At 64.4% G+C, this 24,994-nt stretch carries 21 protein-coding genes and 1 rRNA gene; 11 read left to right on the top strand and 11 right to left on the bottom strand.

Annotated elements, in window-relative coordinates; all coding sequences use genetic code 11:
- Nucleotides 1-85 precede the first annotated feature (85 nt).
- Nucleotides 86-505 (top strand): lysozyme inhibitor LprI family protein, encoded by a 420-nt coding sequence (locus GWQ44_RS27690; RefSeq protein WP_179599771.1) that lies wholly within the window; start codon nt 86-88, stop codon nt 503-505.
- Between the two features lie 101 nt (nt 506-606).
- On the opposite strand, the gene GWQ44_RS27695 is transcribed toward GWQ44_RS27690, so the two are convergent.
- Together GWQ44_RS27695 and GWQ44_RS27700 are read right to left on the bottom strand one after the other, a co-directional pair.
- Nucleotides 607-1,125: a hypothetical protein gene (locus GWQ44_RS27695; RefSeq protein ID WP_275928761.1), complete on the bottom strand. Its 519-nt coding sequence runs from the start codon at nt 1,123-1,125 to the stop codon at nt 607-609.
- Nucleotides 1,126-1,293: 168 nt separating this feature from the next.
- Entirely contained in the window at nt 1,294-2,619 is a 1,326-nt protein-coding gene (locus tag GWQ44_RS27700) for an MFS transporter (protein ID WP_275928762.1), read from the bottom strand.
- Between the two features lie 176 nt (nt 2,620-2,795).
- Between GWQ44_RS27700 and panB the strand changes: the two genes are divergently transcribed.
- On the top strand, nt 2,796-3,623 hold the full coding sequence (gene panB / locus GWQ44_RS27705; protein WP_275928763.1) for a 3-methyl-2-oxobutanoate hydroxymethyltransferase: 828 nt from the start codon (nt 2,796-2,798) through the stop codon (nt 3,621-3,623).
- Here the strand turns inward: panB and GWQ44_RS27710 are convergent.
- Together GWQ44_RS27710 and GWQ44_RS27715 are read right to left on the bottom strand one after the other, a co-directional pair.
- Nucleotides 3,611-4,996 (bottom strand): PLP-dependent aminotransferase family protein, encoded by a 1,386-nt coding sequence (locus GWQ44_RS27710; protein WP_275928764.1) that lies wholly within the window; start codon nt 4,994-4,996, stop codon nt 3,611-3,613. The genes panB and GWQ44_RS27710 overlap by 13 nt on opposite strands.
- Nucleotides 4,997-5,000: 4 nt before the next feature.
- On the bottom strand, nt 5,001-5,234 hold the full coding sequence (locus tag GWQ44_RS27715; RefSeq protein ID WP_275928765.1) for a helix-hairpin-helix domain-containing protein: 234 nt from the start codon (nt 5,232-5,234) through the stop codon (nt 5,001-5,003).
- A 114-nt stretch (nt 5,235-5,348) separates the two neighbouring features.
- Between GWQ44_RS27715 and GWQ44_RS27720 the strand changes: the two genes are divergently transcribed.
- The 5 genes from GWQ44_RS27720 to GWQ44_RS27740 all read left to right on the top strand — a co-directional run bounded on the left by GWQ44_RS27720 (nt 5,349) and on the right by GWQ44_RS27740 (nt 13,456).
- Nucleotides 5,349-6,767 carry a TIGR00366 family protein gene (locus GWQ44_RS27720; protein ID WP_275928766.1) on the top strand — a complete coding sequence of 473 codons (1,419 nt, stop codon included), beginning with the start codon at nt 5,349-5,351 and terminating at the stop codon, nt 6,765-6,767.
- A 195-nt stretch (nt 6,768-6,962) separates the two neighbouring features.
- A complete protein-coding gene (locus GWQ44_RS27725; protein WP_199010450.1) occupies nt 6,963-8,663 on the top strand; it encodes an acid phosphatase in 1,701 nt (566 codons plus the stop codon).
- Nucleotides 8,664-8,854: 191 nt separating this feature from the next.
- Nucleotides 8,855-10,552 carry a molecular chaperone HscC gene (locus GWQ44_RS27730; RefSeq protein ID WP_016963571.1) on the top strand — a complete coding sequence of 566 codons (1,698 nt, stop codon included), beginning with the start codon at nt 8,855-8,857 and terminating at the stop codon, nt 10,550-10,552.
- 11 nt (nt 10,553-10,563) lie between these two features.
- Complete coding sequence (locus GWQ44_RS27735) at nt 10,564-12,174, top strand: J domain-containing protein (RefSeq protein WP_275928767.1); 1,611 nt, start codon at nt 10,564-10,566, stop codon at nt 12,172-12,174.
- Nucleotides 12,175-12,283: 109 nt separating this feature from the next.
- Complete coding sequence (locus GWQ44_RS27740; protein ID WP_275928768.1) at nt 12,284-13,456, top strand: hypothetical protein; 1,173 nt, start codon at nt 12,284-12,286, stop codon at nt 13,454-13,456.
- 46 nt (nt 13,457-13,502) lie between these two features.
- Here the strand turns inward: GWQ44_RS27740 and can are convergent, their stop codons facing one another.
- The gene (can, locus tag GWQ44_RS27745; RefSeq protein ID WP_016963568.1) at nt 13,503-14,147 is read right to left on the bottom strand and encodes a carbonate dehydratase; all 645 of its coding nucleotides are present in this window, start codon (nt 14,145-14,147) and stop codon (nt 13,503-13,505) included.
- 152 nt (nt 14,148-14,299) lie between these two features.
- On the opposite strand from can, the gene GWQ44_RS27750 reads away from it, so the two are divergent.
- The gene (locus GWQ44_RS27750) at nt 14,300-14,632 is read left to right on the top strand and encodes a serine kinase/phosphatase (RefSeq protein ID WP_275928769.1); all 333 of its coding nucleotides are present in this window, start codon (nt 14,300-14,302) and stop codon (nt 14,630-14,632) included.
- A gap of 139 nt (nt 14,633-14,771) precedes the next feature.
- Here the strand turns inward: GWQ44_RS27750 and rimI are convergent, their stop codons facing one another.
- Complete coding sequence (rimI, locus tag GWQ44_RS27755; protein ID WP_016963566.1) at nt 14,772-15,224, bottom strand: ribosomal protein S18-alanine N-acetyltransferase; 453 nt, start codon at nt 15,222-15,224, stop codon at nt 14,772-14,774.
- Nucleotides 15,221-16,021 carry a hypothetical protein gene (locus GWQ44_RS27760; RefSeq protein ID WP_016963565.1) on the bottom strand — a complete coding sequence of 267 codons (801 nt, stop codon included), beginning with the start codon at nt 16,019-16,021 and terminating at the stop codon, nt 15,221-15,223. The genes rimI and GWQ44_RS27760 overlap by 4 nt, the downstream gene beginning before the upstream one ends.
- 179 nt (nt 16,022-16,200) lie before the next feature.
- On the opposite strand from GWQ44_RS27760, the gene mksB reads away from it, so the two are divergent.
- From mksB to mksF, 3 genes are read left to right on the top strand one after another with little or no spacing between them, the layout of a single operon-like run.
- Nucleotides 16,201-17,478, top strand: a complete 1,278-nt coding sequence (mksB, locus tag GWQ44_RS27765) for an Mks condensin complex protein MksB (RefSeq protein ID WP_047306115.1) — start codon at nt 16,201-16,203, stop codon at nt 17,476-17,478.
- Nucleotides 17,468-18,175, top strand: coding sequence for an Mks condensin complex protein MksE (gene mksE, locus GWQ44_RS27770; RefSeq protein ID WP_015637041.1), 708 nt, complete (start codon nt 17,468-17,470; stop codon nt 18,173-18,175). Before mksB ends, mksE begins: the two co-directional genes overlap by 11 nt.
- The gene (gene mksF / locus GWQ44_RS27775; RefSeq protein WP_016963563.1) at nt 18,172-21,015 is read left to right on the top strand and encodes an Mks condensin complex protein MksF; all 2,844 of its coding nucleotides are present in this window, start codon (nt 18,172-18,174) and stop codon (nt 21,013-21,015) included. The genes mksE and mksF overlap by 4 nt, the downstream gene beginning before the upstream one ends.
- Nucleotides 21,016-21,171: 156 nt before the next feature.
- Here mksF and GWQ44_RS27780 read toward each other — a convergent pair whose 3' ends face one another.
- From GWQ44_RS27780 to rrf, 4 genes are all read right to left on the bottom strand, one after another.
- Entirely contained in the window at nt 21,172-23,475 is a 2,304-nt protein-coding gene (locus tag GWQ44_RS27780) for an MlaD family protein (RefSeq protein ID WP_016963562.1), read from the bottom strand.
- Nucleotides 23,468-24,091 carry a paraquat-inducible protein A gene (locus GWQ44_RS27785; protein WP_016963561.1) on the bottom strand — a complete coding sequence of 208 codons (624 nt, stop codon included), beginning with the start codon at nt 24,089-24,091 and terminating at the stop codon, nt 23,468-23,470. The genes GWQ44_RS27780 and GWQ44_RS27785 overlap by 8 nt, the downstream gene beginning before the upstream one ends.
- Complete coding sequence (locus GWQ44_RS27790) at nt 24,078-24,737, bottom strand: paraquat-inducible protein A (RefSeq protein WP_016963560.1); 660 nt, start codon at nt 24,735-24,737, stop codon at nt 24,078-24,080. Before GWQ44_RS27790 ends, GWQ44_RS27785 begins: the two co-directional genes overlap by 14 nt.
- A gap of 149 nt (nt 24,738-24,886) precedes the next feature.
- Nucleotides 24,887-24,994 (bottom strand): 5S ribosomal RNA (gene rrf, locus GWQ44_RS27795); the annotation flags it as partial.

The raw sequence follows: 24,994 nt of genomic DNA on the forward strand, positions 1-24,994 counted from the left end.
ACGCCCTGAGCCCGCGGCGCCCCCCTTCTGCATTGACCGCGGCGCGGTAGAATGCCCGCTTCATTCTCAGCGCGAAGGGACCGCCATGCATCATCAGCCCTGGATCTTCGGCCTCGCCGTGGCCCTGCTGCTCGGGGTCGGCGGCGGCTCGTCTACCGCCCGGGCCGCCCCGCTGGACTGCAGCCACATCGAGGTCAGCGAACAGGTCGATCGCTGCGCCCAGCAGGACAAGGAACGGGCCGACGACGCCCTCAATCAGAGCTATCAGGCGCTCTTGGAGCGGGTTCACAACCTGTATCCCAGCAGCCTGCTGCAAGAGCAGGAATACCTCGGCAAGTTGAAGAACGCGCAGCGGGCCTGGATCAAGTACCGCGACAGCACCTGCGTGCTGGAGGCCTTCGAAGTGGCGCCGGGCAAACCGGCCCACGTCACCCTGATCAACCGTTGCGTGACCCGCCTGAGCAACGAACGCTCCCGCTACCTGGAGCAACTGCTGGCCCAATAGCCGCCTGCCGGGTCATGCGCAACGGGGCCAGGCCCGGCGGCCGCTTCGCCGGCTCCGCCACGACGGCGCCGGCAGCAGCGGGCTGGCCCGCGAAAGCGCCATCAAGGCCCCGCACGCCGCCTGCACCGACGAAGACTGAGGCCATGGACCAGCAGGCACACCAGGCTGGCGAGCCAGGCAAACCCCAGCATGCCCAGGCAGGACTCACGCTCGCGCAGGCGCTGCTGGCACCGCTCGGCGCTGTCACACCGGGCGACGCACCAGGGCTGATCGTCGCGGGTACAGCCCAGCAGGTAACCCCGCAGGTGGCTCAGCACCAGGGGCTGTCCCGGGAGTTGTTCGAGTGGCACCTGGAACCGGGTCAATTCGGGGCTCAGGCGCAAGCGTTGGCGTTCGCCGCTGTCGAGGTCCTCGACCAGCAGCGCCCCCGCCTCCACCGCAACCACCCGGGCACTGAGGCTGTCGGGGCTGGCGCCTTCCAGGCCATAGTCCACCAGGGTACTGGTCCAGGCCTCGATCAGGACAAACACCAGGCCCAGCACAAAGCTCACCAGCGCCACTTGCAGCAGTGGCGCGAGGGTGGAGAAATTTCGCAAGGAACACAGCGTCGAACGAATCAAGACAGCTCCCGGAAACTCAAGCGCGGACCGCGCATTCCGGGAGATTAGCGGGAAAAAACCAGGGGCTGAAAGGCATTTTTCAGCCCGTTTCCAGGGCGGATTCATCGGCCTTTTGGCGAAGGCTCTAGCTCGCTGTTTCGCTTGATCAGGAGCCTTTGAAGAAAGTTCCTAACGCTGATCCACGGCGCAGGGTCCTGGCGCCAGCGACCGCTCCTCGCCCACGCGCCCGCCGAAGTAACCGGCACTGATCACCCCTACCGCGCCCATCAGCGCGCAATAGATCACGCAGATCCATGGGCTCCAGGGCATCAGGGCGATCAGCAGCAACGGGGTGGTACTGGCCCAGAGGGCGTAGGCGATGTTGTAGGTGAAGGAGATCCCCGAGACGCGAATCCGCGGCGGAAACAGGCTGACCATCACCGATGGCACCGCACCCACCACGCCGCAACCCAGGCCGGCGATGGCGTAGGCCAGGCCGATCCACTCGCCGCCGCTGATCAGGCAGCCATAGAGCACGGCGATGCCCACGGGCAGCAGCAGGCTGTAGAGCATCACCGTGCGCCAGGCGCCAAGGCGGTCGACGATCAGCCCCGCCAGCACGCAGCCGATGTTGAGGAAGACGATGCCCAGGCTGCTCAGGGCAAAGGTGTGGCTGGCGCTCATGCCGAAGCTCTTCTGCATCATGGTCGGGGTGATGACCACGAACACCACCACCGCCGAGGTCAGCACGCAGGTCAGGATCAAGGCTGGCAGGATCGCCAGCCGGTGCTCGCGCAGCACCGTGCGCAGCGGCAGTTCGGCGGCGTTCTCGCGCTGCTCCTGCAACGCCACGAACACCGGGGTTTCGCTCAGCCAGCGGCGCAACCAGACGCCGATCACGCCAAACACCCCGCCCAGCAGGAAGGGATAGCGCCAGGCGTGGTCGAGGATGTCATCGGGGCTGAAGACCCGCGCCAGCAGGGTCGCGGTCAGCGCCCCCAACAGGTAGCCGAAGGTCAGCCCGGCCTGGAGAAAACCCAGGGCATAACCGCGATGGGCCCGTGGCGCGTGCTCGGCGACGAACACCCAGGCGCTGGGCACCTCACCGCCCACCGCGGCGCCCTGCAGCACCCGCAGCGCCAGCAACAGCAAGGGCGCGAAATAACCGATCTGGGCGTAGGTCGGCATGATCCCGATCAGCAGGCAGGGCAGCGCCATCATCAGGATGCTCAGGCTGAAGACCTTCTTGCGCCCCAGGCGGTCGGCGAAGTGCGCCATGAGGATGCCGCCCAGGGGCCGGGCCAGGTAGCCGGTGACGAAGATCCCGAAGCTTTGCAGCAGGCGCAGCCACTCGGGCATTTCCGGGGGGAAGAACAGCTGGCTCAGGGTCAGGGCGAAAAATACGAAGATGATGAAATCGTAGATTTCCAGGGCGCCGCCCAGGGCGGCCAGGCCCAGGGTCTTGTAGTCGGCGCGGGAAAAGCGCGCCGGCGACGACTCAGTGGATGGGGTCATGAAAGCAACTCAATGGCAGCACAAAGCGAAGGCGCTCATGGTCTACGCAAACGATCCGGGGAACAACCCGTCGCCTGCCCTGGGTTGGTTTTCCGCGGTTTTCTGTACCTTGAACGGCCGCGCGCCAGGCCAATAATCGGGCACTTTCCCACCCCAGCAGAATCAGGAAAGTCGTCATGAGCAGCCATACCCGCACCCAGCGCCTGAGCGTCCCGCAACTGGTGGCCATGAAAGGCCGGCAGAAGATCGTGTCCCTCACCGCCTATACCAGCCACATGGCACGGCTGATGGACCCCTTCGTGGATTTCATTCTGATCGGCGATTCCACCGCCATGGTCGGCTACGGCCGCACCTCGACCCTGGACATGAGCCTGACGGAAATCATCGCCCACACCCGCACCGTGGTGGCCGGCAGCCGCCTGGCCTGCGTGATCGCCGACATGCCCTTCGGCAGCTACCAGGAATCCCCGCAGCAGGCCTACCGCAATGGCGCCGAAGTCATGGCCCGCACCGGCTGCGCCGCCCTCAAGCTGGAAGGCGGCCAGGCCCTGGCGCCCACCGTGGAGTTCCTGGTGCAGCGAGGCATTCCGGTGATGGCCCACATCGGCCTGATGCCGCAGTTCGTCAACCAGATGGGCGGGTTCAAGGCCCAGGGGCTCGACAGCGAGGCCGCCGCCAAGATCGAGGCTGATGCCCGGGCCCACCTTGAGGCCGGTGCCTTCAGCCTGTTGCTGGAAGGGGTGGCGGAACCCCTGGCGCGGCGCATCAGCGACTTTTCAGCGATGCCGACCATTGGCATCGGCGCCTCCCCGGCCTGCGACGGCCAGGTGCTGGTGACCGAGGACCTGCTGGGGCTGGGCGGGCCGCAGGTGCCACGTTTCGTCAAGCAGTACGCCGATGCCGGCGCCCTGATCAGCCAGGCCTGCGAACGCTTTGCCGCAGAAGTGCGGGAGCAGGCCTTCCCGCAGTTGCAGCATTGCTACGGCGTGGCTCAGGACGCCTGATCCAGCGCCTGGGCCAGTTGCCCCAGGGCGCCCTGGATGTCCTTGCTCCAGTCCAGGGTGAAGCTCAGGCGCAGGTGCTGCTGCCACAGGCCCTGCTGACTGAAGACAGTGCCCGGCGCAATGACGATGCCGGCGGCCAGCAGGCGCTCATAGACCCGGGTCATCTGTACCGGGCGCCTGGCTTCGACCCACAAGGTTGCGCCCCCGACGGCCAGCGGCGCGTGCAATTGCCCACCGGCCTGCTGCTCCAGCAGCAGGTGCAGCTGTTGCATGCGCTGGCGCAGCAGGCCCCGCAGCTTCACCAGGTGCTGGTCGACCCGACCGGAACTGAAGAGCCGCGCCACCGCCTTCTGGCGGATCGGCGATAGGCGCAAGGAACGCTCGAGGAACAGACGCTGCATTCGCGGGCCCAGGCTGCGGCTCAGCAAGTAGCTGAAAGGCGCCTCGGCACCGATGGCCTTGTCCAGGCTGGCAAACACCAACAGCCGCTCGGGGTCAGCAAAATCCCGATAGCGCGCGGCGTCCGGCACGAAGCTGAATTCACCGTAGCTGTCGTTCTCCAACAGCCAGATCCCTCGCTCACTGAACCAGCGGCACAGTTGCTGTTTGTCGGCGGCGGGCATCAGGCTGCCGTGGGGAATGTTCACCGTCGAGGAGAACACCGCCAGGCGCACCGGCTCACGCTGGAGCAGCGCCTGCACCTGTTGCAGATCGAAGCGCCCGGCACTGTCCAGGGGCAGTTCGATGATCCGCAGGCGCGCCGCCCGCAGCTGACGCAGGATCGCCCAGGAACAGGGGGACTCCACCAGCACCACGCCACCGGCCAGGTCCAGGGCCTGCAACGCCAGCTCCAGCACACTGCGCAGATCGGGCCCCAGGTACACCTGGTCGGCCTGCCAGTAGTCGCCGCTGGAACGGGTGTAGCGCCGGGCCAGTTCGCTGCGCAGTTCCTGTTCGCCCAGGGGCTGGTACAGCGGCGCCTGGCTGCGCGGGTACTGGCGGGCCAGCTCGCGCTCGGTCATCAGCAACGGCTGCTCCAGGGACAGCAGCATCGCCGGGGCATCGCTGCACAAGGCCAGGTGTCCCGGCTGGCGCGCCTGGGCATAGAGGTTGTCGAGCAAGTCCGCCCCGGCCGTGGGCAAGGGCGCGGCGACGGCTCGAGTGAAGTAGCCCTGGCGCGGCCGCGAGTGGATGCGCCCTTCATCTTCCAGCAAGGCGTAGGCGTACTTGGTGGTGGACAGGGAAACCTTCAGGCGCAGCGCCAGTTCGCGCAGGGAGGGCAGGCGTTGCTCCTGGTCGCTGGCGGCATTGTCGATCCACTGCGACAGGTAGCGGTAGACCGCCTGATAGGCGAATGAAGGCTGGCGCTGCACCGCGTCAGTTGCCTTTGGCCAGGGCAATCGCTGCCTGGATCGCGGCGCGAGCCTGGGGGCTGTTTTTCCAGCAGCTGGAACCCACCAGAGCCGAGGCCTGGGTGACGATGTCCAGGGCATCGACGGCGGCCAGCTGGGCCAGGGAGGTGATGCCCAGTTGCTCCAGGCGAGCGACCACCGTCGGGCCGACACCCTTGACCTTGAGCAGTGCGGCGCGTTCTTCAGGGGAAAATGACATGTGCGTTGAATCCTTTGCAGTCCGTGGCAATTGCCGCATTCTTGCACAGTTCTCGGCCGCCTCAGCCTGGGGCGGCCGTCGTCCTTATAAACATAAGAAATCCGAGGTACTGACGTGGCCGCTGATATTCAAGATAGCCGCTCCGCCCGTTTCGCCCTGCGCTGCTCGAACTGGGCCGAACGCTGGTTTCCCGACTCCTGGGTGTTCGCCGCGCTGGCGGTGATCATCGTCGCCCTGGCCACCCTGGCCATGGGCGCCAAGCCCACCGATGCCGCCATGGCCTTCGGTGACGGCTTCTGGAGCCTGATCCCCTTCACCATGCAGATGGCCTTCGTGGTCATCGGCGGCTATGTGGTGGCCAGCTCGCCGCCAGCGGTGAAGCTGATCGACAAGCTGGCGCGCATTCCCAGTAACGGCCGCTCGGCGGTGGCCTGGGTGGCGCTGATTTCCATGGTCGCGTACCTGCTCAACTGGGGCCTGTCCCTGGTGTTCGGCGGCCTGCTGGTACGGGCCCTGGCCCGGCGCACCGAACTGCGCATGGACTATCGCGCCGCCGGTGCGGCCGCCTACCTGGGCCTGGGCGCGGTGTGGGCCCTGGGGCTGTCGTCCTCGGCCGCGCAGTTGCAGGCCAACCCGGGCAGCCTGCCGCCGTCGATCCTGGCCATCACCGGGGTGATTCCCTTCACCCAGACCATCTTTCTCTGGCAGTCGGGGGTGTTGCTGCTGGCGCTGATCGTCGTCTCGCTGATCGTCGCCTACGCCACCGCCCCGGGCCCTAATAGCGCCCGGGATGCCCAGGCCTGCGGGGTCGACCCGAGCTTCAGCATGCCCAAGCCGCAACCCCGGACCCGCCCCGGCGAATGGCTGGAATACAGCCCGCTGCTGACCCTGCTCCTGGCGCTGCTGGCCGCCGGCTGGCTGTATCACGAGTTCGCCACCAAGCCGGCGATCACCGCGATCTCCGGGCTCAACACCTACAACTTCCTGTTCCTGATGACCGGCGCCCTGCTGCATTGGCGCCCGCGCAGCTTTCTCGATGCCGTGGCCCGGGCAGTGCCCACCACCACCGGGGTGCTGATCCAGTTCCCGCTGTATGGCTCGATCGCCGCGCTGATGACGGTGGTCAAGGGCGTGGACGGCCAGACCCTGGCCCACCACATCTCGACCTTCTTCGTGCAGATCGCCTCCCACGACACCTACGCCCTGCTGATGGGCCTGTACTCGGCGGTGCTGGGCTTCTTCATTCCGTCGGGCGGCGGCAAGTGGATCATCGAGGCGCCTTATGTGATGCAGGTGGCCAATGACCTGCAATACCACTTGGGTTGGGCCGTGCAGATCTACAACGCCGCCGAGGCCTTGCCGAACCTGATCAACCCCTTCTACATGCTGCCGCTGCTGGGGGTGCTGGGCTTGAAGGCCCGCGACCTGATCGGCTTCTCCTTCGTCCAGTTGCTGGTGCACGCGCCTTTGGTGCTGGTGCTGCTCTGGGCCCTGGGCACCAGCCTGGCGTACCTGCCGCCGGTGCATCCCTGAAGACGCCACAGGCCCGCTGCCGCCGAACGCAGCGGGCCTGTGGATAATCCTGTTTCGACGCAGATTTCAGACGTTTCCCCAGCGATCGCAGTGGACTCTTGAAGCATTCATGTAGTCTTTGCGTCATATTCGATTGCTACCGTGCGACCGAAATACTTTGTAACGAATTCTCAGAGCGACGAGCAAGGACCCGACATGAGCGACGATACCGATCAGCGCGACCTCCCCGAAACCACCCCCGACCAGCCCACCGATACCAGCCGCCGCCGCTTCCTTGGCGGCGTTGCCGTTCTGGGGGTTGGCGCCACCCTGAGCGCCTGCGCCAAGTCCGACGAGCCGGCGGACAAACCGCAGGAGCGGCCGCTGTCTCCCGCGGAACTGGACAAGGCGCTGCGCGAGCAGGTGAAGAACGTGGTGGTGCTGTTCGCCGAGAACCGCAGCTTCAACAACCTGTTCGCCAATTTCCCCGGGGTGGAGAAACCCTTGTCGGCGCTCAAGCCCGAGGCGTTCCAGCAGCGCGACCGCGACGGCAGCCTGCTGTCGAAACTGCCACCGGTCTGGGGCGGCATTCTCCAGGTCGGCCCGCAAACCCTGGACGGCGTCACCTACCCGGTGGAAACCCAGTTCCAGGAAAACCTGCCCAACGCGCCGTTCGCCCTCAAGGGCCCCAGCGGCGAGGACCTGCCCTTGGGCCTGGTGACCCGCGATCTGTGGCACCTGTTCTACCAGAACCAGATGCAGATCAACGGCGGCAAGAACGACGGTTTCGTCGCCTGGGCCGACTCCGGCGCGCTGACCATGGGCCACTACGCCCAGACCCGTTACTCCCTGCGCCTGTGGGATGTGGCGCGGGAGTTCGTGCTCTGCGACAACTTCTTCCAGGGCGCCTTCGGCGGCTCGTTCCTCAACCACCAGTACCTGATCAGCGCCAAGGTGCCGTTCTACCCCGATGCCGCCAACTCGGTGGCCAAGTCGCAGATCGCCACCTTGCAGGGCGACGACCCCAAGGGCACTCGCCTCAAGCCCCTGGACAAGTCCCCGGCCAGTGCCATGGACGGTGCGCCACAGTTCGGACCCAGCGCCCTGACCCCGGACGGCTACGCGGTCAACACCATGGCCCCGCCCTACTGGCCGACCTGGATCCGCGACCCGGAGCGCCCGGACTACGCCAAGCCCGACCTGCCCAGCGTGCTGGTGCCGCAGACCCACGAGCACATCGGCGACAAGCTGTCGAAGAAGAACGTCGACTGGGCCTGGTACGGCGGCGCCTGGCAGGCGACCCTGGAGCAGTTCAAGGATTCCGGCGGGATTCCCAAGATCCCCAACTTCCAGTACCACCACCAGCCGTTCAACTACTTCGTGCGTCAGGGTCCGGAGAATCCGGCCGAGCGTGCCAAGCGCCTGCGCGACGGCGGCCTGGGGGATGAGTCGAGCACCAACAAGTTCTTCGCCGACGCCGAGGCCGGCAAGCTGCCGGCGGTGACCTTCTACAAGCCCCAGGGCAACCTCAACCTGCACGCTGGCTATGCCGATGTGGCCGCCGGCGACCGGCACATCGACCGCGCTCTGAAAGTGCTGCAGGAAAGCCCGCAATGGAAAAACATGGTGGTGATCGTCACCGTCGACGAAAACGGCGGCTGGTGGGACCACGTGGCGCCGCCCCAGGGCGATCGCTGGGGCCCGGGCACGCGGATTCCAGCGCTGGTGGTTTCACCGTTCGCCCGCAAGGGCACGGTGGATCACACGGTGTATGACACCGCCTCGATCCTGCGGCTGATCACCCGGGTGTTCCAGCTGGAAACCCTGGACGGCATCAAGGAACGTGACGAGGCCATGATCGCCCGGGGCCAGAAACCCATGGGCGACCTGACCAACGCCCTGCACTTCAGCGCCTGACCCCGGCGGGCCCGCAACGGGCCCGCCAGCCACCGCAGAACCGAAGCCCAAGACCGGCTTCGGCACTGCGGCACCGGCGCCAATAATAGCCATGTGACATCACGCACTTTACCCATCCACCCGACGGGTAATATCCTGCGCGCCACTTATTTGTTTCATCAGTTTTCCGATTGGAAAGGGAGTTCGTCGTCATGATCGTAGGCATCGACCTGGGGACCACCAACAGCCTGGTGGCGGTCTGGCGCGACACCGCCAGCGAGCTGGTGCCCAACGCCCTGGGCCAGTTCCTCACCCCCAGCGTGGTGGGCCTGGACGATGAGGGCCGGGTGCTGGTGGGCCAGGCCGCCAAGGAGCGCCTGCACACCCACCCGCAACTGACCACGGCCCTGTTCAAGCGCTACATGGGCAGCGCCACCGAAGTGCGCCTGGGGGATCGGCTGTTGCGTCCGGAAGAACTCTCGGCCCTGGTGCTCAAGAGCCTCAAGGAGGATGTCGAGCGCGCCTACGGCGAGCCGGTGGACGAAGCGGTGATCAGCGTGCCGGCCTATTTCAGCGACGCCCAGCGCAAGGCCACGCGGATCGCCGGCGAACTGGCCGGGCTCAAGGTGGAAAAGCTGATCAACGAACCCACCGCCGCGGCCCTGGCCTACGGCCTGCACCAGCGCGACAAGGAAACCTCGTTCCTGGTCTTCGACCTCGGTGGCGGCACCTTCGACGTGTCGATTCTGGAGCTGTTCGACGGGGTCATGGAAGTCCGCGCCAGCGCCGGTGACAACTTCCTCGGCGGCGAAGATTTCGACAGCCTGCTGCTGGAGCACTTCATCGAGCAACAAGGCCGGGCGGCGGACTTTCCCGAGCGCCAGAGCGTGCTCCAGGCCCTGCGCCGTGAAGCTGAACGGGTGCGCCGTGCCCTGGGCCAGGAACCCAGCGCCGAGTTCAGCCTGCGGGTCGATGGCCGGCAATGGACCCAGACCATCACCCAGGCGCAGTTGGCCAACCTCTACACGCCCCTGCTGGAACGCCTACGGGCACCCATCGAGCGAGCCCTGCGCGATGCCCGGATCCGCGTCAGCGACCTGGATGAAATCCTCCTGGTGGGCGGCGCCACCCGCATGCCCCTGGTGCGCAAGCTGGCGGCGGGGCTGTTCGGGCGCTTTCCGTCCATCAGCCTCGACCCCGACGAAGTGGTGGCCCAGGGCGCGGCGGTCCAGGCGGCGCTCAAGGCCCGCTCCGCGGCTCTGGAGGAAGTGGTCCTGACCGACGTCTGCTCCTACACCCTGGGCATCGAAACCTCCCAGCAGTACGGCAACCAGATCGAGGGCGGGCACTACCTGCCGATCATCGAGCGCAACAGCGTGGTGCCGGTGAGCCGGGTCAAGACCGTGCAGACCCTGCACGACAACCAGGAACAGGTGCTGCTGAAGATTTTCCAGGGCGAGAGCCGCCTGGTGCGCGACAACGTCGCCCTCGGCCAACTGGAAATGCAGGTGCCCAAGCGCCCGGCCGGCGAAGTCTCGCTGGACGTGCGCTTCACCTACGACATCAACGGCCTGCTGGAAGCCCAGGTGAGCATTCCCCTGACCGGTGAAAGCCGTTCCCTGGTGATCGAGAACAACCCCGGCGTGCTGACCCCGGAGGAAATCCAGCAGCGGCTCAAGGCCCTGGAGCAACTCAAGGTTCATCCCCGCGACCAGCAGGTCAACACCCTGCTCAGCGCCCGCCTGGAACGTCTGTATCAGGAAAGCCTGGGGGAATTGCGCGAACAGATCGGCTATTGGGCCGGGCAATTCCAGCAAGTGCTGGACACCCAGGACGAGCGCAAGATCCGCGAAGTGCGCAACCAACTCAGTGAACAGCTGCAGAGACTGGAAAACGGCCACTGGCACTGAGGAGCGGCGACATGGACTGTTGGACCCTGCTGGAGCTGCCGGACGACGCCGATGAGCGCAGCATCAAGCGCAGCTATGCCAAACGCCTGAAAACCACCCGTCCCGATGAAGATGCCGAAGGTTTCCAGCGCCTGCGCGAGGCCTACGAGCGGGCGCTGCAACTGGCCCGCTGGCGCGAAGAGGAAAGCGACGAGCCCTCCCCCGCGCCCGTCGCCGCGGCTCTGCCTGCGGACAACCTGCAGGCCTGGTCGGGACTGGTCGAGATGAGCCCGATCCTGGCCCCCATGCCAACAGTCGCTGTCGCGCCGACAGCGGCGCAGGCCCTGCTCAAGGGCCTGACCCTGGAGAACCTGCCGCAACGCTGGCCAGAGGCCCAGGCCCAACAATGCGCCCAGGACTTCCAGAACCTGCTGCTGGAGCACTGCTGCAGCCACCCCGAACAGCGCGCGCGCCTGGTTGAGTGGGCGGTTCAACATCTGGAATGGCTGACGCCCTGGCAAAGCCTGTCGATGAGCGACGCGCAACAGCGCTCGCTGGTCGATGCCCTGCTGGAGCATTACCGCCAGACCCTGAAAGAGCGGCTGCAAGCCAACCAGGAACGGGCGTTTCTCGCGCAGTTGACGCACTACAGCGAACAGCTCTGGCTGCAGATTTTCGATCATCGTCTGCAATGGCAAAGCACCGTGCTGATGCTGCTCAACGAACAGCAGTGGAGCGTGCCCCTGTTCGAGCGGGTGTGCCAGGCGTTCGGCTGGGATGAACAACGCGGCGCCATCCCGGAACCGGCCTGGGTCTGGCAACACCTGGTCCAGCGCTGTCAGCAGGAAACCTTCTACCAGGAGCTGCAAAACAAGCTGCAACAGGAACACAGCTGGGCCCCTGAGGTACTGGCGGCGCAACTGCTCGCCAAGCCACTGTCCCCGCGCCAGCAGCGCAACCTCACCCGCGGCTTTACCCAGAATGAATGGCAAGCCTGCCAGGAGCTGGCACAGACCCTGACCTGGCGCTTCCCGCAACTGATCGAGCGCCTGCCCCAGCGTGACGTGTTCTATTGGCAGAAATTCATGCCGCAACCCTCCACCACCGGGGAAACATGGGTCCGGGCCTGGGCCGGCATCGGGCTGGCGTTCACCCTCTTTTTCATCCAGGAACGCCAGGACCCGCCGTTGCTAGCGGCCATCATGGCGGCCTTGTGCGGCTGGCTGGCGGCGGTGCTCGGCCTGTTGGCACTGAGTGCCTGGAACGCCCTGGCGTTGCGCCTGCTGGATCTGGACCTGTGGCTCAGTGAACGCCTGATCCCCAAACAACTGCACAGGCCTCCCTATCGAAGGCTGCTGCGCCACGGCGTGCCCTTCCTGGCCTTGCTGGCGCTGTTCGCCAGCCTGCTCGGCGTGCTGGGGATGCTGACCTATCTGGGCTTCAGCCTGATTGGCGCCCTGCACCACAAGCGCATCGGCCACATGAGCGAAGCCTTCAGACTCAAGCATCCCTGGCTGAGCGTCTTGCACTGGTCGAACTTCAGCCCCTGGCAACCCGTCTTCTTGTTGCTGATGGTGGCTGTCATCCGGGCGTGCCAAGTGTTCTACCCGGCTTTCCCGCTGACCCGGTTGATCCCGGGCTGAAGCCTGCACATGGGGGACAGATTTTTTCTCCGCTGTCTTTCTCTATCCACGGCAGTGTTCCAGTATGAGCAGCCCCCGTGGAGGGGTTCACGCTGAAAAGGATCTGAGCATGTTCAAATTCGCAGGAATCACTCTCGCGCTGACCGCTGCTGCCCTGAGTACGACGGCCCAGGCCGATGCCGAAATCGACCTGGGCAGCCCCCAGCGCGTCACCCAACTCTTCGCCTACCCCAACAACTGCAACGTGATCTGCTATCGCAACTGGACCCTGGAGCAGACGGTGGAGCACTACCTGACCCAGAGCGTGCAGCGCGACGGCTACAGCACCGCCAAGGTCAGCGTCAAAACCGCCAACGACAAGGTCGTCGCCTCCATCAGCGGCGTGCCCCAGGGCTACGACAAGCCCCTGAGCGCCCTGCTCGATGCCGGCGACCTGGCCTACAAAGGCGCCAGCCAGCTCAACAGCGACGGCCACTGGGAATACAGCTGGTACCTGTTCCTGCCCCTGGGCATGGCCCTGGAAAACCGCAAGAGCGTCGAGTTGCTGCACTTCCCGCCGGATTACTCGCTGACCCGCTACCAGGACTATCTGGAGTCGGCCACCACCGACCGCTGGGCCTCGTTGCTGACCGTCAACGGCATCGCCGCCGAGCAGACTCCGGCCTACCAGACCATCATCGATATCGCGCCAATCGCCGCGCCCTCCACGGCCGGCAAGAGCCTGGAAGGGGTCTACAGCTACTTCAACAGCTACCAGACCACCATGGTCAAGCAGGTCAGCCAGAACGCCAGCGGCGCGGCCCTGCCGATGGTGGCGTTCGGTGCGCCGGTGCGCAGCTGGCTCAAGCAGCAATACGGGGTGACGGTGAATGTGCTGGGCCTGGCGCAAATCAGCCCCAGCGAAGGCGTGAAGGTGCCGGTACTGGGCTCCAACCACCCGAGCTACATCTGGTACGCGGCGGACCCGGCCAACTATGACAACGACGAGGCCAAGGCCGACGCCGCCGGGTTGAAAGTCATGGGCCAGGATTTGAGTGCGGCCTGCTGGCAGGCCGGCATGGGCAGCAAGCCCGGAACCGATCCGAGCACCCTGCTCAGCAGTTGCACCCAGACCTGGCAAGTGACGCAGAAAGAGCAGACTTGCGAGTTGTTCTACACCTCGGTACGCAAGCTGACCGAGCAGCAGGCCGTGGCCAAGTGCAGCAGCGCACCGGTCAAGACCCAGCTCAAGCAGCTTAAGGCACCGGCCCCGGCGCCAAGCACCGAGGTGCCACACCTCTGAAACCCGCCGCTGGCCGCTGCGCCTTCACGCAGCGGCCAGCGCGCATTCAGACGGCGCCGAGGGGACGCAGGCGATACTGCGGTGGCAGCTGTTCGAAACCGCTGATGGTCGTGTCCAGGCTCTTCCAGCGACCGTCCTTGATCCCGTAGATGCAACCGTGGATCGACAGGCTCTGCCCGCGATGCCAAGCGTTCTGCACGATGCTGGTGTGGCCGACGTTGGCCACTTGCTGGATCACGTTCAGTTCGCACAGGCGGTCGACTTGTTCTTCTTCAGTGGCCAGTTGTGCCAGCGCCTCGCGGTGCTCGTAGTACAGGTCACGAATCGACCGCAGCCAGCCATCGATCAGGCCAAACTGGCGATCCTGCATCGAGGCGCGCACGCCGCCACAACCATAGTGGCCGGTGACCAGGATGTGTTTGACCTTGAGTACATCCACCGCGTACTGGATCACCGACAGGCAATTGAGGTCGGTGTGCAGCACGACGTTGGCCACGTTACGGTGCACAAACAGGTCGCCCGGCAACATGCCGACGATCTCGTTGGCTGGCACCCGGGCGTCCGAGCAGCCGATCCACAGGTACTCCGGAGTCTGCTGGCGGGCCAGCTTGGAGAAGAATTCCGGGTCCTCCTGCTTGATCGCTTCGGCCCAACGCGCGTTGTTATCAATCAGATCTTGTAGTTCGTTCATGCTGTGAAGCCTCAAGAATGATGCGCAGCTTTGACAGACGAGTGCCCGTTGGGGTCACGCCAATGACTGCAGATACCGGTTATCCCTGCCGGGGAATCTTCATCGGGGCTGTGGGTCCACCCTGCAAGCCCCTAAAAGTATGAGCAATCGCCATGACCGAATCACGACGCCCCTTCAACGCGCCCCAGCCCGAGCCGATCGACGATGATCAGGATCGCATGGGGTCCATGGAGGAACTGCATTTCGATGACGACGAACCCGGCCCCTTAGGCAGCACCGGCCTCACCAGCGACGGCTCCAGCGACGACGACCTGAGCCCGGAAACCCTGATCCGCGAGGATGGGGCCCGTTCTGCCCGGGAAGTCGGGGCCGATAAACCGGCGGACTGGGATCTGAGTATTGTCGATGCCACGGACATTGGGGGTGGCAGTGGTCTGGATGAAGCCGAGCTGGCACGTCGCGACCCGCTGGACGGCAAACCCTGAGCCTGGCACCACATTTAATGAGGCCCTCTCCCGCAGGAGCCGGCTTGCCGGCGAAGAGGCCCTCAAGCCATGCATCGCCGCGAATGGCACCTTCGCTGGCAAGCCAGCTTCTACAGCGGCCTGGGTGCTGGTTGAAGGCTCAGTCGACCAGGGTGCAGGCCATCACCAGGGCGTCTTCGCGGCCACCCACGGCCGGATAATAGTCGCGGCGGCGCCCGACTTCATTGAAGCCGTAACGCTCATACAGCCGATAGGCGGTCTGGTTGCTGGAGCGCACTTCGAGGAAACACTCCCGGGCATTCTTCTGGTAGGCGCGCTTCATCAGTTCTTCCAGCAGGCGCAGGCCCAGGCCGCGGCCCTGGCTTTCCGGCTTGACGGTGATGTTCAGCAGATGGGCCTCGTCAATGATCACCTGGATGACGCCGTGGCCCACTTGCTGGCTGCCTTCGAACATCAGCCAGACTTCGTAGGACTTGAAGGCATCCATGAAAATGCCCCGGGTCCAGGGGTGACTGAACGCGGCATATTCGATTTTCAGGATGGCATCCAGGTCCGCCTCGGTGGCCAGGCGGAAGGTCAACGCGTCACTCATTGGTCATTGTGCTCATCAGTGCTTTTCCAGCGCGTCATCAAGCGCCGCATGGCTTGCCAGACATCAGCCTTACGCTGTGGCTCTTCCATTAATAGTTCCAGGCCGGGCAAGGCCCAGGCCGACCCCAGGCCTTCGACCTGCAGTTCACGGTTGTAGGATTCAGCGTTGGCTTCCCCGGCGAAACGTACGGCCGGCAGACCGATCAGCCACAGGCAGACGCAGGGCTCTTCTTCGATTCGCACGCCGACAAAGGCCTGGACGAAGTCCCGGGCGGCTTCCGGACCCTGGTCGAGGTTGCCCCGGGTCAGCATCGGCCAGCGCACCGGCTCGGCGAGGATCTGCGGGCTGTCCGGCAGGCCGGCGGCGCGCAGCATGTCCTTGAGCAGCAGATAGGCTGGGTCGCGGCTCTGGAAGGCTTCGCCTGTGGGTAACTCCACCAGCAGCAGGCAACGGCCGGCGCGCAACAGCTGCAGGGCGAAGCGCGGCGGAGGAACCACTGGCGCCTTGACCACCGGAGCCGGGGCTTCTTCGCCCTCGGCCACTGGCTTGCTGGCTGGCTTTGCAGGCGCGGTGGAAGGACGCGGCACCTCGATCTTCGGCCGCTCGCCAGTCCTGGCCGCCGGCGCTGCCGGGGCCTTGGCTTCGACCACGGGGGCAGGTGGCGCCTGCACCTCGGGCTCCGGCAAGGCCAGCAATTCAGGGCGCGAAGGGGCGGCAAAGGGCAATTCGCTGCGCGGCAGCCAGCTGACCACCTGCATGGCGGACAGATAAGCGCGACGACGGGACTCGATAAGCAAAGGTCGGCCACTTGTGGATAACTGAGGTGGGGGATTCTACCGTCCTTCGGCAAAGATCGCCTGCTGTTGATTGCCCGCAAAAGCGACAGTCCGTCTCATAGCGGGGCCCGGGGGTGAATCGTCGGCCGCCTGATGCAGTACAATCGCCGCCTTTCATTGCCAACCAGCCGGCCATTCCGATGATCGAACCCAAGCGCGTCTTGCGCGCCCTCGCCGAACACTGGGCACTTCTGGAGCCGCTGTGCGAGCACTTCGACCAAGGCACCCTGAGTCTTGCCGAACTGCGTTCACAGCTGGCTGCCCAACAACTGGACAGCACGCCCCAGGACATCACCCACCTGCTGGACGTATGGATACGCCTGGACATCCTGGTCCCGGTGGCGAAAAGCCCGAACCGTTTCGAGCTCAATGCACAGATCCACGACTTCCTCGCCTACCTGCGCCGTGAGCACCGCCTGGGCCTGTGCCTGGAGATCGAAGCCTACCTGCGCCACCTGGAGCGCCTGGCCGGTTACATCCAGGACGCCTTCGACGTGCGCGACGGCAACGACCTGGCGCGCCAGCTGCGGCTGCTGGACATGCGCGTGCGCGATGTCCTGAAGAAGCTCGCCAACGACGAACAGGCCCTGGTGGCCGTGGCCGAGCGGGCCAAGACCAGCGACCGGCAGATCCCCCTGCGCCAGCGCTATGCCGAGGTACTGGCCACCTGGGACGAATACGTCGAACCGATGATCCAGTTGGTGAACGCCGACGGCGCCTTCGAACAGGGCGTGCGCAAGGTGGAAAACGTCCTGCTGCGCCTGCTCACCGAGCAGCAGCGCTTGGGCCACCTGGTGGACGACGACATGCTGCTGCGCACCCACGCGCGGATTCTGGAAATGCAGACCAGCGCCCAGCTGACCCTGCGTCATGCCCGGGAACTGCTGCTGCCCCTGCGTGAAGAAGCTCGTCGGCACAACGCCGTGACCCGTGGCGCGGCCCTGGCCCTGGCGGCGATCCGGCGCAAGGGCATCGACGCGGTGCCCCAGGCGGCGATGCCGCTGTTCACCCGTCCGCAGAGCACCTTCCTTGGCAGCTCCGGCCAGGTGGAAGCCTATGTCTATGCCCTGGCCCGCTTCGAGCCCAAGCCGGCGCGTTTCCCCAAGGCCCACAAGACCCACAAGGGCCTGGCCCCCAAGGCACCGCGCACGGTTCGGGAGATGCTCGAACGTTGCGAAGACGCCCTGCCGATGCCGGACCTGATGAGCTGGCTGCTGGACCAGGAGCCGGATGGCGCCACCGACGAACTGCTGTACTGGTTCTCGCGCCTGTCCCGGGAAAAACGCTTCAAGCGCGAGCGCCTCGAACGCCGCGACTACCACACCCAGGAGCACCAGGTCAGCCTGCGCTCCTTCGCCCTGCTCTCGGCCCGCGATGACGCCGCCGAGCATTCTGCGAGCAACGCCCATGCATCTTGATCTTTCCGAACTGTCCCAGCTGGCGCCGATCTTCCGCGAGCTGTTCAAGGGTTACCACGTCAGCCGCCGCGACCCGGAGCTGTACGCGCAATTGTCGAACTTCCAGGACCAGTACCGCACCCTGTTCAAGGCCCTGGGCTTCGAGCTGGTGTGCGATACCCGCGGCTTCTACTACTTCGTTCCCGACAACGCCGCCGCCCAGGTGAACAAGACCGCCCAGCGCCTGGCGCTGTTCACTTTCATCCTGGTGGAGCATCTGGCCGACCAGGGCCGCGACCCGATCGCCGTGCTCGATGGCGGCAGCCTCGGCCGTGACGAACTGCCGTCCTTGCTGGAGAAATACCGCGACCTGTTTATCCAGGCCGAAGTGCAGACCCAGGAAGAGCTGGAAGAGAAAATCATGCGCCGCATGACCCAGCTGGGTTTTGCCGCCGAGGAGCCGGGGATCTACCGCTTCCTGCCGCCGATGCACCGCTTCCTCGACGTTTGCCTGTCGGTACAGCAGGACCGCGACCTGGCCGCCAGCCTGCACAGTGTGCTGCCGTTGCCGACCCCGGTGCTGGTAGACAACGACAGCGACGAGAAACTGCTGCAGACCGATGACCCGCTGGACCTGAGCGAATTCGACGAGTCCGAAGAAAGTGAAGAAGACGCGCTGGCCCGGGCCATCGCCGAAGAACAGGAGCTCGACGCATGAGCAAGGAACGCTACGGCATCCGCCGCTTCGCCCTACTGAACACCGCCGGTTACAGCCTGGGCCTGTTCCCCCTGGAAGAGCCGCTGTCGGTTTACGGGGCCAACAACCTGGGCAAGTCGGCGTCGATCAACGCCCTGCAATTCCCGATTCTGGCGCGCATGTCGGACATGAGCTTCGGCAAGTACAGCCTGGAACAATCCCGGCGCTTCTACTTCGCCTCGGACACCAGTTACATCCTGGTGGAAGTTTCGCTGCCCCACGGCCCTCATGTGATTGGCGTGGTCGGGCGCGGCCCGGGCGGCGGTTTCGGCCACCAGTTCTTCGCCTACGCCGGCCAGCTGGACCTGGCGCATTACCAGAAGGACGACACCTGCCTGCGGCAGAAAGAGCTGTTCACCAACCTGGAGCGCCAGGGCCTGAAGGCCTATGAACTCAAGCCGGATGAACTGCGGCGTCTGCTGGTGGGCGGCCACACCTCAATTCCACTGGACCTGACCCTGATCCCGCTGCGCTCCACCAGTGAACAGAGCCTGAAGACCTTCCGCGCGCTGTTCATCAACCTGCTGCACATGCGCGAGATCACCGCAGCCAAGCTCAAGCAGCTGTTCCTCGATGCCTTCGAGCACAGCCTGCGCTCCGGCAGCGTCGACTACATCGCCGCCTGCGACGAAGCCTTCCGCGATGTGCGGCGCATGGAACAGGACTACAACTCCCTGGTGGCCGCCGGCCCTCTGGTGGAAGCCCTGGCCAACGGCGTGAAGCAGCGGGACATTCTGCGGGGCAAGCTGCATCGCCTGTCGCCGCTGCTGGATTCGCTGCTGGGCACTTGGTCGGACTACGCCGGCGCGCGCAAGGAAGAGCTGACCCTCCAGGCCGAGCACTACCGCAACGAGCAGGACGCGCTGCAAAACGACCAACGCAGCAGCACCCAGGAAATGATGCGCCTGGAACGGGAAATCACCGGCACCCAGCGTTGGCTCGGCGAGCTGTCGGTGCTCAAGCACCGCTTCGCCCTGGTGGACGACGTGAAGGTCCTGGAACAGCAACTGCTGGCGGCCAAGGATGCCCACGATGAACTGGCCGGCGCCCTGGCCCAGTCCCGGCAGTTCTCCGCCGAAGACCTGGAAGAGCGCCTGCGGGACCTGGAAAAGCGCCTGAAGTCGGTCAAGCAGCAACTCGATCATGCCGACAACAACAGCTACGCCCGCCTGCGCGAGGAGTTCTCCCAGCAGGACGTGGAGCGTCTGATGCGTCTGTTCAACAGCGCGCTGTTCAGCCTGCCGCTGGGCGAGCACGGCATCGCCCTGGACGACAACGGCGAGTGGGTGAAGTCGGTGGAGCTGATCCTCGACGGCTTCAAGGGCGAGCGTTTCGAAGTGCCGGGGTTGACCATCGACATCTCCCACATCGAACCGCCAGCCTTGCAGGCCCTGGCCGATCGCGCCGCCCTGCGGGATCAGAAAGAGCGCCTGGAAAAAGAACTCAAGCAGCTCAAGACCCAAGCCGCCGTGGCCGCCGACCGCGCCGCCAGCAAGACCCAGACCGAAGCCCTGTACCAGCAGGTGCTGGATGCGCAGAAGGCCCTGGAAGACTTCCGCCGCGCCCAGACCCTGAGCGCCGAGGAAGGCGAAAAGCTGGAACAGCTGGCGCAGATGGAAGCGGCCCAGGACGAACTCAAGCGCTCCAGCGATGCCTTCACCGAACGCGTCCAGCAACTGTCGGCCAAGCTGCAACTGGTGGGCCGGCAGATCGCCGACATGGAAGCCAAGCAGCGCACCCTCGACGACGCCTTGCGCCGCCGTCAGCTGCTGCCGGCGGACCTGCCGTTCGGCACGCCGTTCATGGACCCGGTGGACGACTCCATGGACAACCTGCTGCCCCTGCTCAACGACTACCAGGACAGCTGGCAGGGCCTGCAGCGGGTCGACGGGCAGATCGAGGCGCTGTATGCCCAGGTGCGTCTGAAGGGCGTGGCCAAGTTCGACAGCGAGGATGACGTCGAGCGCCGCCTGCAACTGCTGATCAACGCCTATGCCCACCGCACCGATGAAGCCCTGACCCTGGGCAAGGCACGCCGCGCCGCGGTGACCGATATCGCCCGGACCCTGCGCAATATCCGCAGCGACTACGACAGCCTGGAACACCAGCTGGCGCTGTTCAACCGCGAGATCAACAAGCGCCAGGTGTCCAACCTGCAGAGCTTCCGCATCGTCCTGGCGCCGAACAAGGAAGCCCTCAAGCACATCGATCAGATCATCCACAGCGCCGGCCAGTACGAGGAAGGCGAAACCCTGTCGGTGTTCGACCTGAGCCAGAGTGCCGAGCAGGACAACAAGAACGAAGAGGCCAAGGAGTACCTGGCGCGGCTGGTGGCGGCCAACCACAACCAGCTGGGTCTGAAAGACTTGTTCGAGCTGGCGTTCGAGATCACCAAGGTCAACGGCCAGCCGGTGATCCACACCGACATCGATGGCGCGGCGTCCAACGGCACCACCATGACCATCAAGGCGCTGACCAACATGTACCTGTTGCTGCACTTGATGGACCGTGACCAGGCCGGGCGCATTCGCCTGCCCTACTACCTCGACGAGGCGGCGGACATCGACGAACGCAACCAGGCGGCATTGCTGGAAACCAGCCTGCAACTGGGCTTCGTGCCGATCCTGGCCAGTGTGAAGCCGCAGGTGTCAGCCCAGGTGGCCATCGACCTGGAAGGCGGCAGCGGGCCGAACGGTATCTACATCGACGAGGCGGACTGGAAGTTCATCCGTCGTCACGATCAGGTCAAGGCGACGCTGAACGTGGAACCCGAAGCAGAAGCGGAACTGGACGAAGTCTGATTCCGTAACGCCGCAACGAAAAAGGCCGCACTCTTTCGAGTGCGGCCTTTTTTATTGGATAGCCTTTATAGGAGCTGGCTTGCCAGCGAAGGCGTCCTCTAGAAAAACGCCGGACTTGAGGGCCTCTTCGCCGGCAAGCCGGCTCCTACGAGAGGGTTATTTGCCCAGGGGGATCTTGGGCGCCCAGGTCAGCCATTCATCCTCGAACTTGTCGAACAGCGGGAACGTCTGTTGCGGGCGAGCCGGGTTGCCCATGCGCTCGCCATCCGGGGTAGCAAAAGCAATGCCGCCCTGGATCAGGGTTTCCAGGGATTCGGTACGCACCGTGGCGCCCTTAAACAGGCCGAAGTCCACGCCAAATCCACTGCTGTTCCAGAACCTTGTACCACCGCGAATCAGCGGCGCGTACTTGGGCTCGATGAGGATGTGGATCAGCACCCGGTCAGCGGTCTGGCCCAGTTCGTAGCCCGTCACCTTGCCCACCGTCACTTCGCGATAAGTCACGGGAACACCCACCTTCAACGAGCCGCGGCGAGCAGCGCTCAATACCAGGCTCAGACCCGCTTCCTGGACGCTGGCTTCCGGCGGCTGCGGCAAGGCGACAAAGCTGGTTTGCACGCCCTGGTTCTTCGCCGCGGGCTGAACCTCGATGTATTGACCGGTGACCAGGGTTTCCAGGTTGGAGGTCTTCATCAGCCCCAGCTCCGGCTTGACCACCCAGAACTGGCTGCCGACCCGGGCGATACGCTCGGGCACTTCGGTAATCCGCGCCTTGAGCATCACCGATTGCAGGTCGGCGCTGAGGGTCACTGCTTCCAGCTTGCCCACATCCAGGCCCTTGAAGCGCACCGGCGTTCCGGCGCGCAGCCCATCGGCGCGATCCACCTTGATGTTGATCAGGGTGCCACGCTGCGCCGCCTCTTCCTGATTGGCGAACAGACGGAAACGCGGAATGCGCTTTTTCAGCGGCACGTTGGGCAGCGGCGTCTCGAAGGCGATACCACCGGCCATCAGGCTTTGCAGCGACTCGCTCTTGATCTGGATGCCACCGGTGAGCCCGCCGGTGAGGGTGATGCCGCTGACGTTCCAGAAACGCGTCGAGCCGTTGACCAGCGACTCGTACTCTTTCTCGATATGAACGCCGATCACCACTTGCTTGCGGGTGTGAGAGAACTGATAGCTCTGCACCGAGCCGACCTTGACCTGCTTGTAGAGGATCGGGCTGCCCACATCCAGGGAGCCGAGGTTGTCGGTGAACAGCACCATGTGCAGGCCGGGTGCGCGCAGGTCCAGGGGCGGGGCCTTGGCCCGGGCTTCGAACTCGCGCTGGGGCGCGGCGCCCTTGTCGCCGGGGCGAATAGCGATGTAGTTGCCTTTGACCAGCGCCTCAAGTCCAGTGATACCGGCCAGGGAGATGGAGGGTTTGACGGTCCAGAACTGGGTGCCCTGGACCAGGTAGTCCTCGGCCAGCGGATCGAGGGTCAGCTCGGCGGTGGCGCTGGTGAGATCGGAGTCGACCTTCAGGGCCTTCAGGCTGCCGACCTGGATGCCCTTGTACATGACCGGAGTACGTCCGGCCTGCAGGCCTTCGAAATCGGTGAGCTTGACCTTGACCCGGATGCCGGCCTGAGCAGCGTCGAAATCCTCATAGAGACGGAATGGCAGGCTTGGGTCGGTAGGCGGGCTGTCCTTGCGGTTTTCCGGCGTGGCAAAGGCGATGCCGCCAGCAACGATGCTGGACAGGGACTCACTGCGCACTTTGACCCCGGACAGGTTGGCGTCGATGCTGATGCCGCTGGCGTTCCAGAAACGCGTGTGTTTGCGCACCAGGTTGGCGTAGGTCGGCTCGATATAGACCTTGAGCTCGACGGTGTTCTGGTCTTCGGAAAGCAGGAAGCTTTTGATCTGCCCGACCTGGATCTGCTTGTAGAACACCGGGCTGCCGCGGTTCAACGAGCCCAGGCGTTCGGCCTTGATGGTCAGGTGCAAGCCGGGCTTGGCGTCCGATAACGGCGGCTCTTCGGCCAGGGCCTTGAACTTGCGCGCAGGCTCGCCATCGCCGGGATTGACCGCGATGTAGTTGCCGGAAACCAGGGTTTCCAATCCGGTGATGCCGGCCAGGCTGACGCTGGGCTTGACCAGCCAGAAGCGGGTGTTGGTCTTCAGGTACTGCTCGACGTCCTTGTTCATCTCGACCGTGGCGATCACGCCCCGGGAGTTGCCCTCATCGTCCAGGGCCAGGGTCTTGACCTTGCCCACGGGCATGCCTTTGTAGACCACCTCGGTCTTGTTGGCCTGGATCCCCTCGCCGCTTTCGAAGCGCAACTGGATCTCGATGCCGGTCTGGCTGTAGGCACGCCAGCCCAGCCAGCCACCGATGATCAGGGCAATCAGGGGCAGCACCCAGATGGCTGACCAATTGGAGGCCGGGCGGGTTTTGGCGGTAGGCAAATCAGTCATGGTCGTCGTCCGACTCCGTGTTATCCCAGATCAGTCGGGGATCGAAAGTTACTGCGGCCAGCATGGTCAGGATCACCACGCTGGCAAAGGCGACCGCACCGAGATTGGCTTCGATGCTGGCCAGCCGTCCAAAGTTGACCACCGCCACCAGGATGGCGATGACAAAGATATCCAGCATCGACCAGCGACCGATGAACTCGATAAAGCGGTACATGATGATCCGTTGCCGTGCCGACAGTGGCTGGTGGCGCTGCACCGAGAACAACAGCAAGGCTATGCCCACCAGCTTGAAGGTGGGCACCAGGATACTGGCGACAAAGACTACTGCGGCAATGGGAAACATGCCGTGCTGCACCAGCTGGATAACCCCCGACATGATGGTGCTGGGGTCACCCTGGCCCAGTGAGCTGACCGTCATGATCGGCAGCAGATTGGCCGGAACATAGAGAATGGCGGCGGTAAGCAACAGCGCCCAGGTGCGCAGGATGCTGTTGGGACGGCGGGGGTGGATCTGGGCTCCGCAGCGTGTGCAGACCTGCTCATCGCTGTCGGCTGCCTGCCGGTTCAACTCGTGGCACTCACTGCAAATCAGAATGCCTGCATCAATCGCCCGCATGCACATCCTCTCCCGATAACGCTTGCCAGATCTGGTGAGGCGACATCACCACCTCCAGCCAGACCTGGACCAACAACAGACTGATAAAACACACCAGGCCCAGGCCCACTGTGATGGAGGCCATGTCAGCCAATTTGACGATGGCCACCAGCACCCCCATCAGGTAGACCTCGAGCATTCCCCAATCACGCAGGTGGTGATAAATGCGGTAGAGCAGCAGGCCATAGCTGCGCCCGAAGTCCCAGCGAATACTCAACAGAACCAGGAGCTGACAAATCAACTTGATCAGGGGGATGCCCATGCTGCACAGGAACACCACCAGCGCCACGCCTTCCATACCGGTATCGAACAGGCCTTGCACGCCGCTCCAGACGGTATCTTCGGAAGACTGTCCCAATAGATTGAGCTGCATGATGGGAAGAAAGTTCGCCGGTACGTAGAGCAGCAAGGCGGCGATCACCAGAGCCAGGCTACGTTCAACGACATTGTGCCGGTGTGCGTAGAGCTCATAGCCACAACGCGGGCATTGGGCTTTTTCGCCGAGAGCAAGCTTTGGCTTGCGCATCAGCAGATCGCACTCATGGCAGGCAACCAGGTCGTCCAGTGGTAATTCTGACAACCCGGGGGCGTCAACCGGATCTGGCATAGATGGCTCTGGAAGTGGAGAAAGTAGCGGCTATTCTAGTGTTCCAATTCGAAAATAACTGTGCAAATTTGTTTGCGAATAAGAGCAATTTTTCCATGCGACAAAAACAAAACCCCAACTGCTTTCGCAATTGGGGTTTCGGAATTTAATCTTGACGATGACCTACTCTCACATGGGGAAACCCCACACTACCATCGGCGATGCATCGTTTCACTTCTGAGTTCGGGATGGGATCAGGTGGTTCCAACGCTCTATGG

It is taken from the genome of Pseudomonas sp. 3MA1 (assembly GCF_029237275.1).
Classification (GTDB): domain Bacteria; phylum Pseudomonadota; class Gammaproteobacteria; order Pseudomonadales; family Pseudomonadaceae; genus Aquipseudomonas; species Aquipseudomonas fluorescens_AP.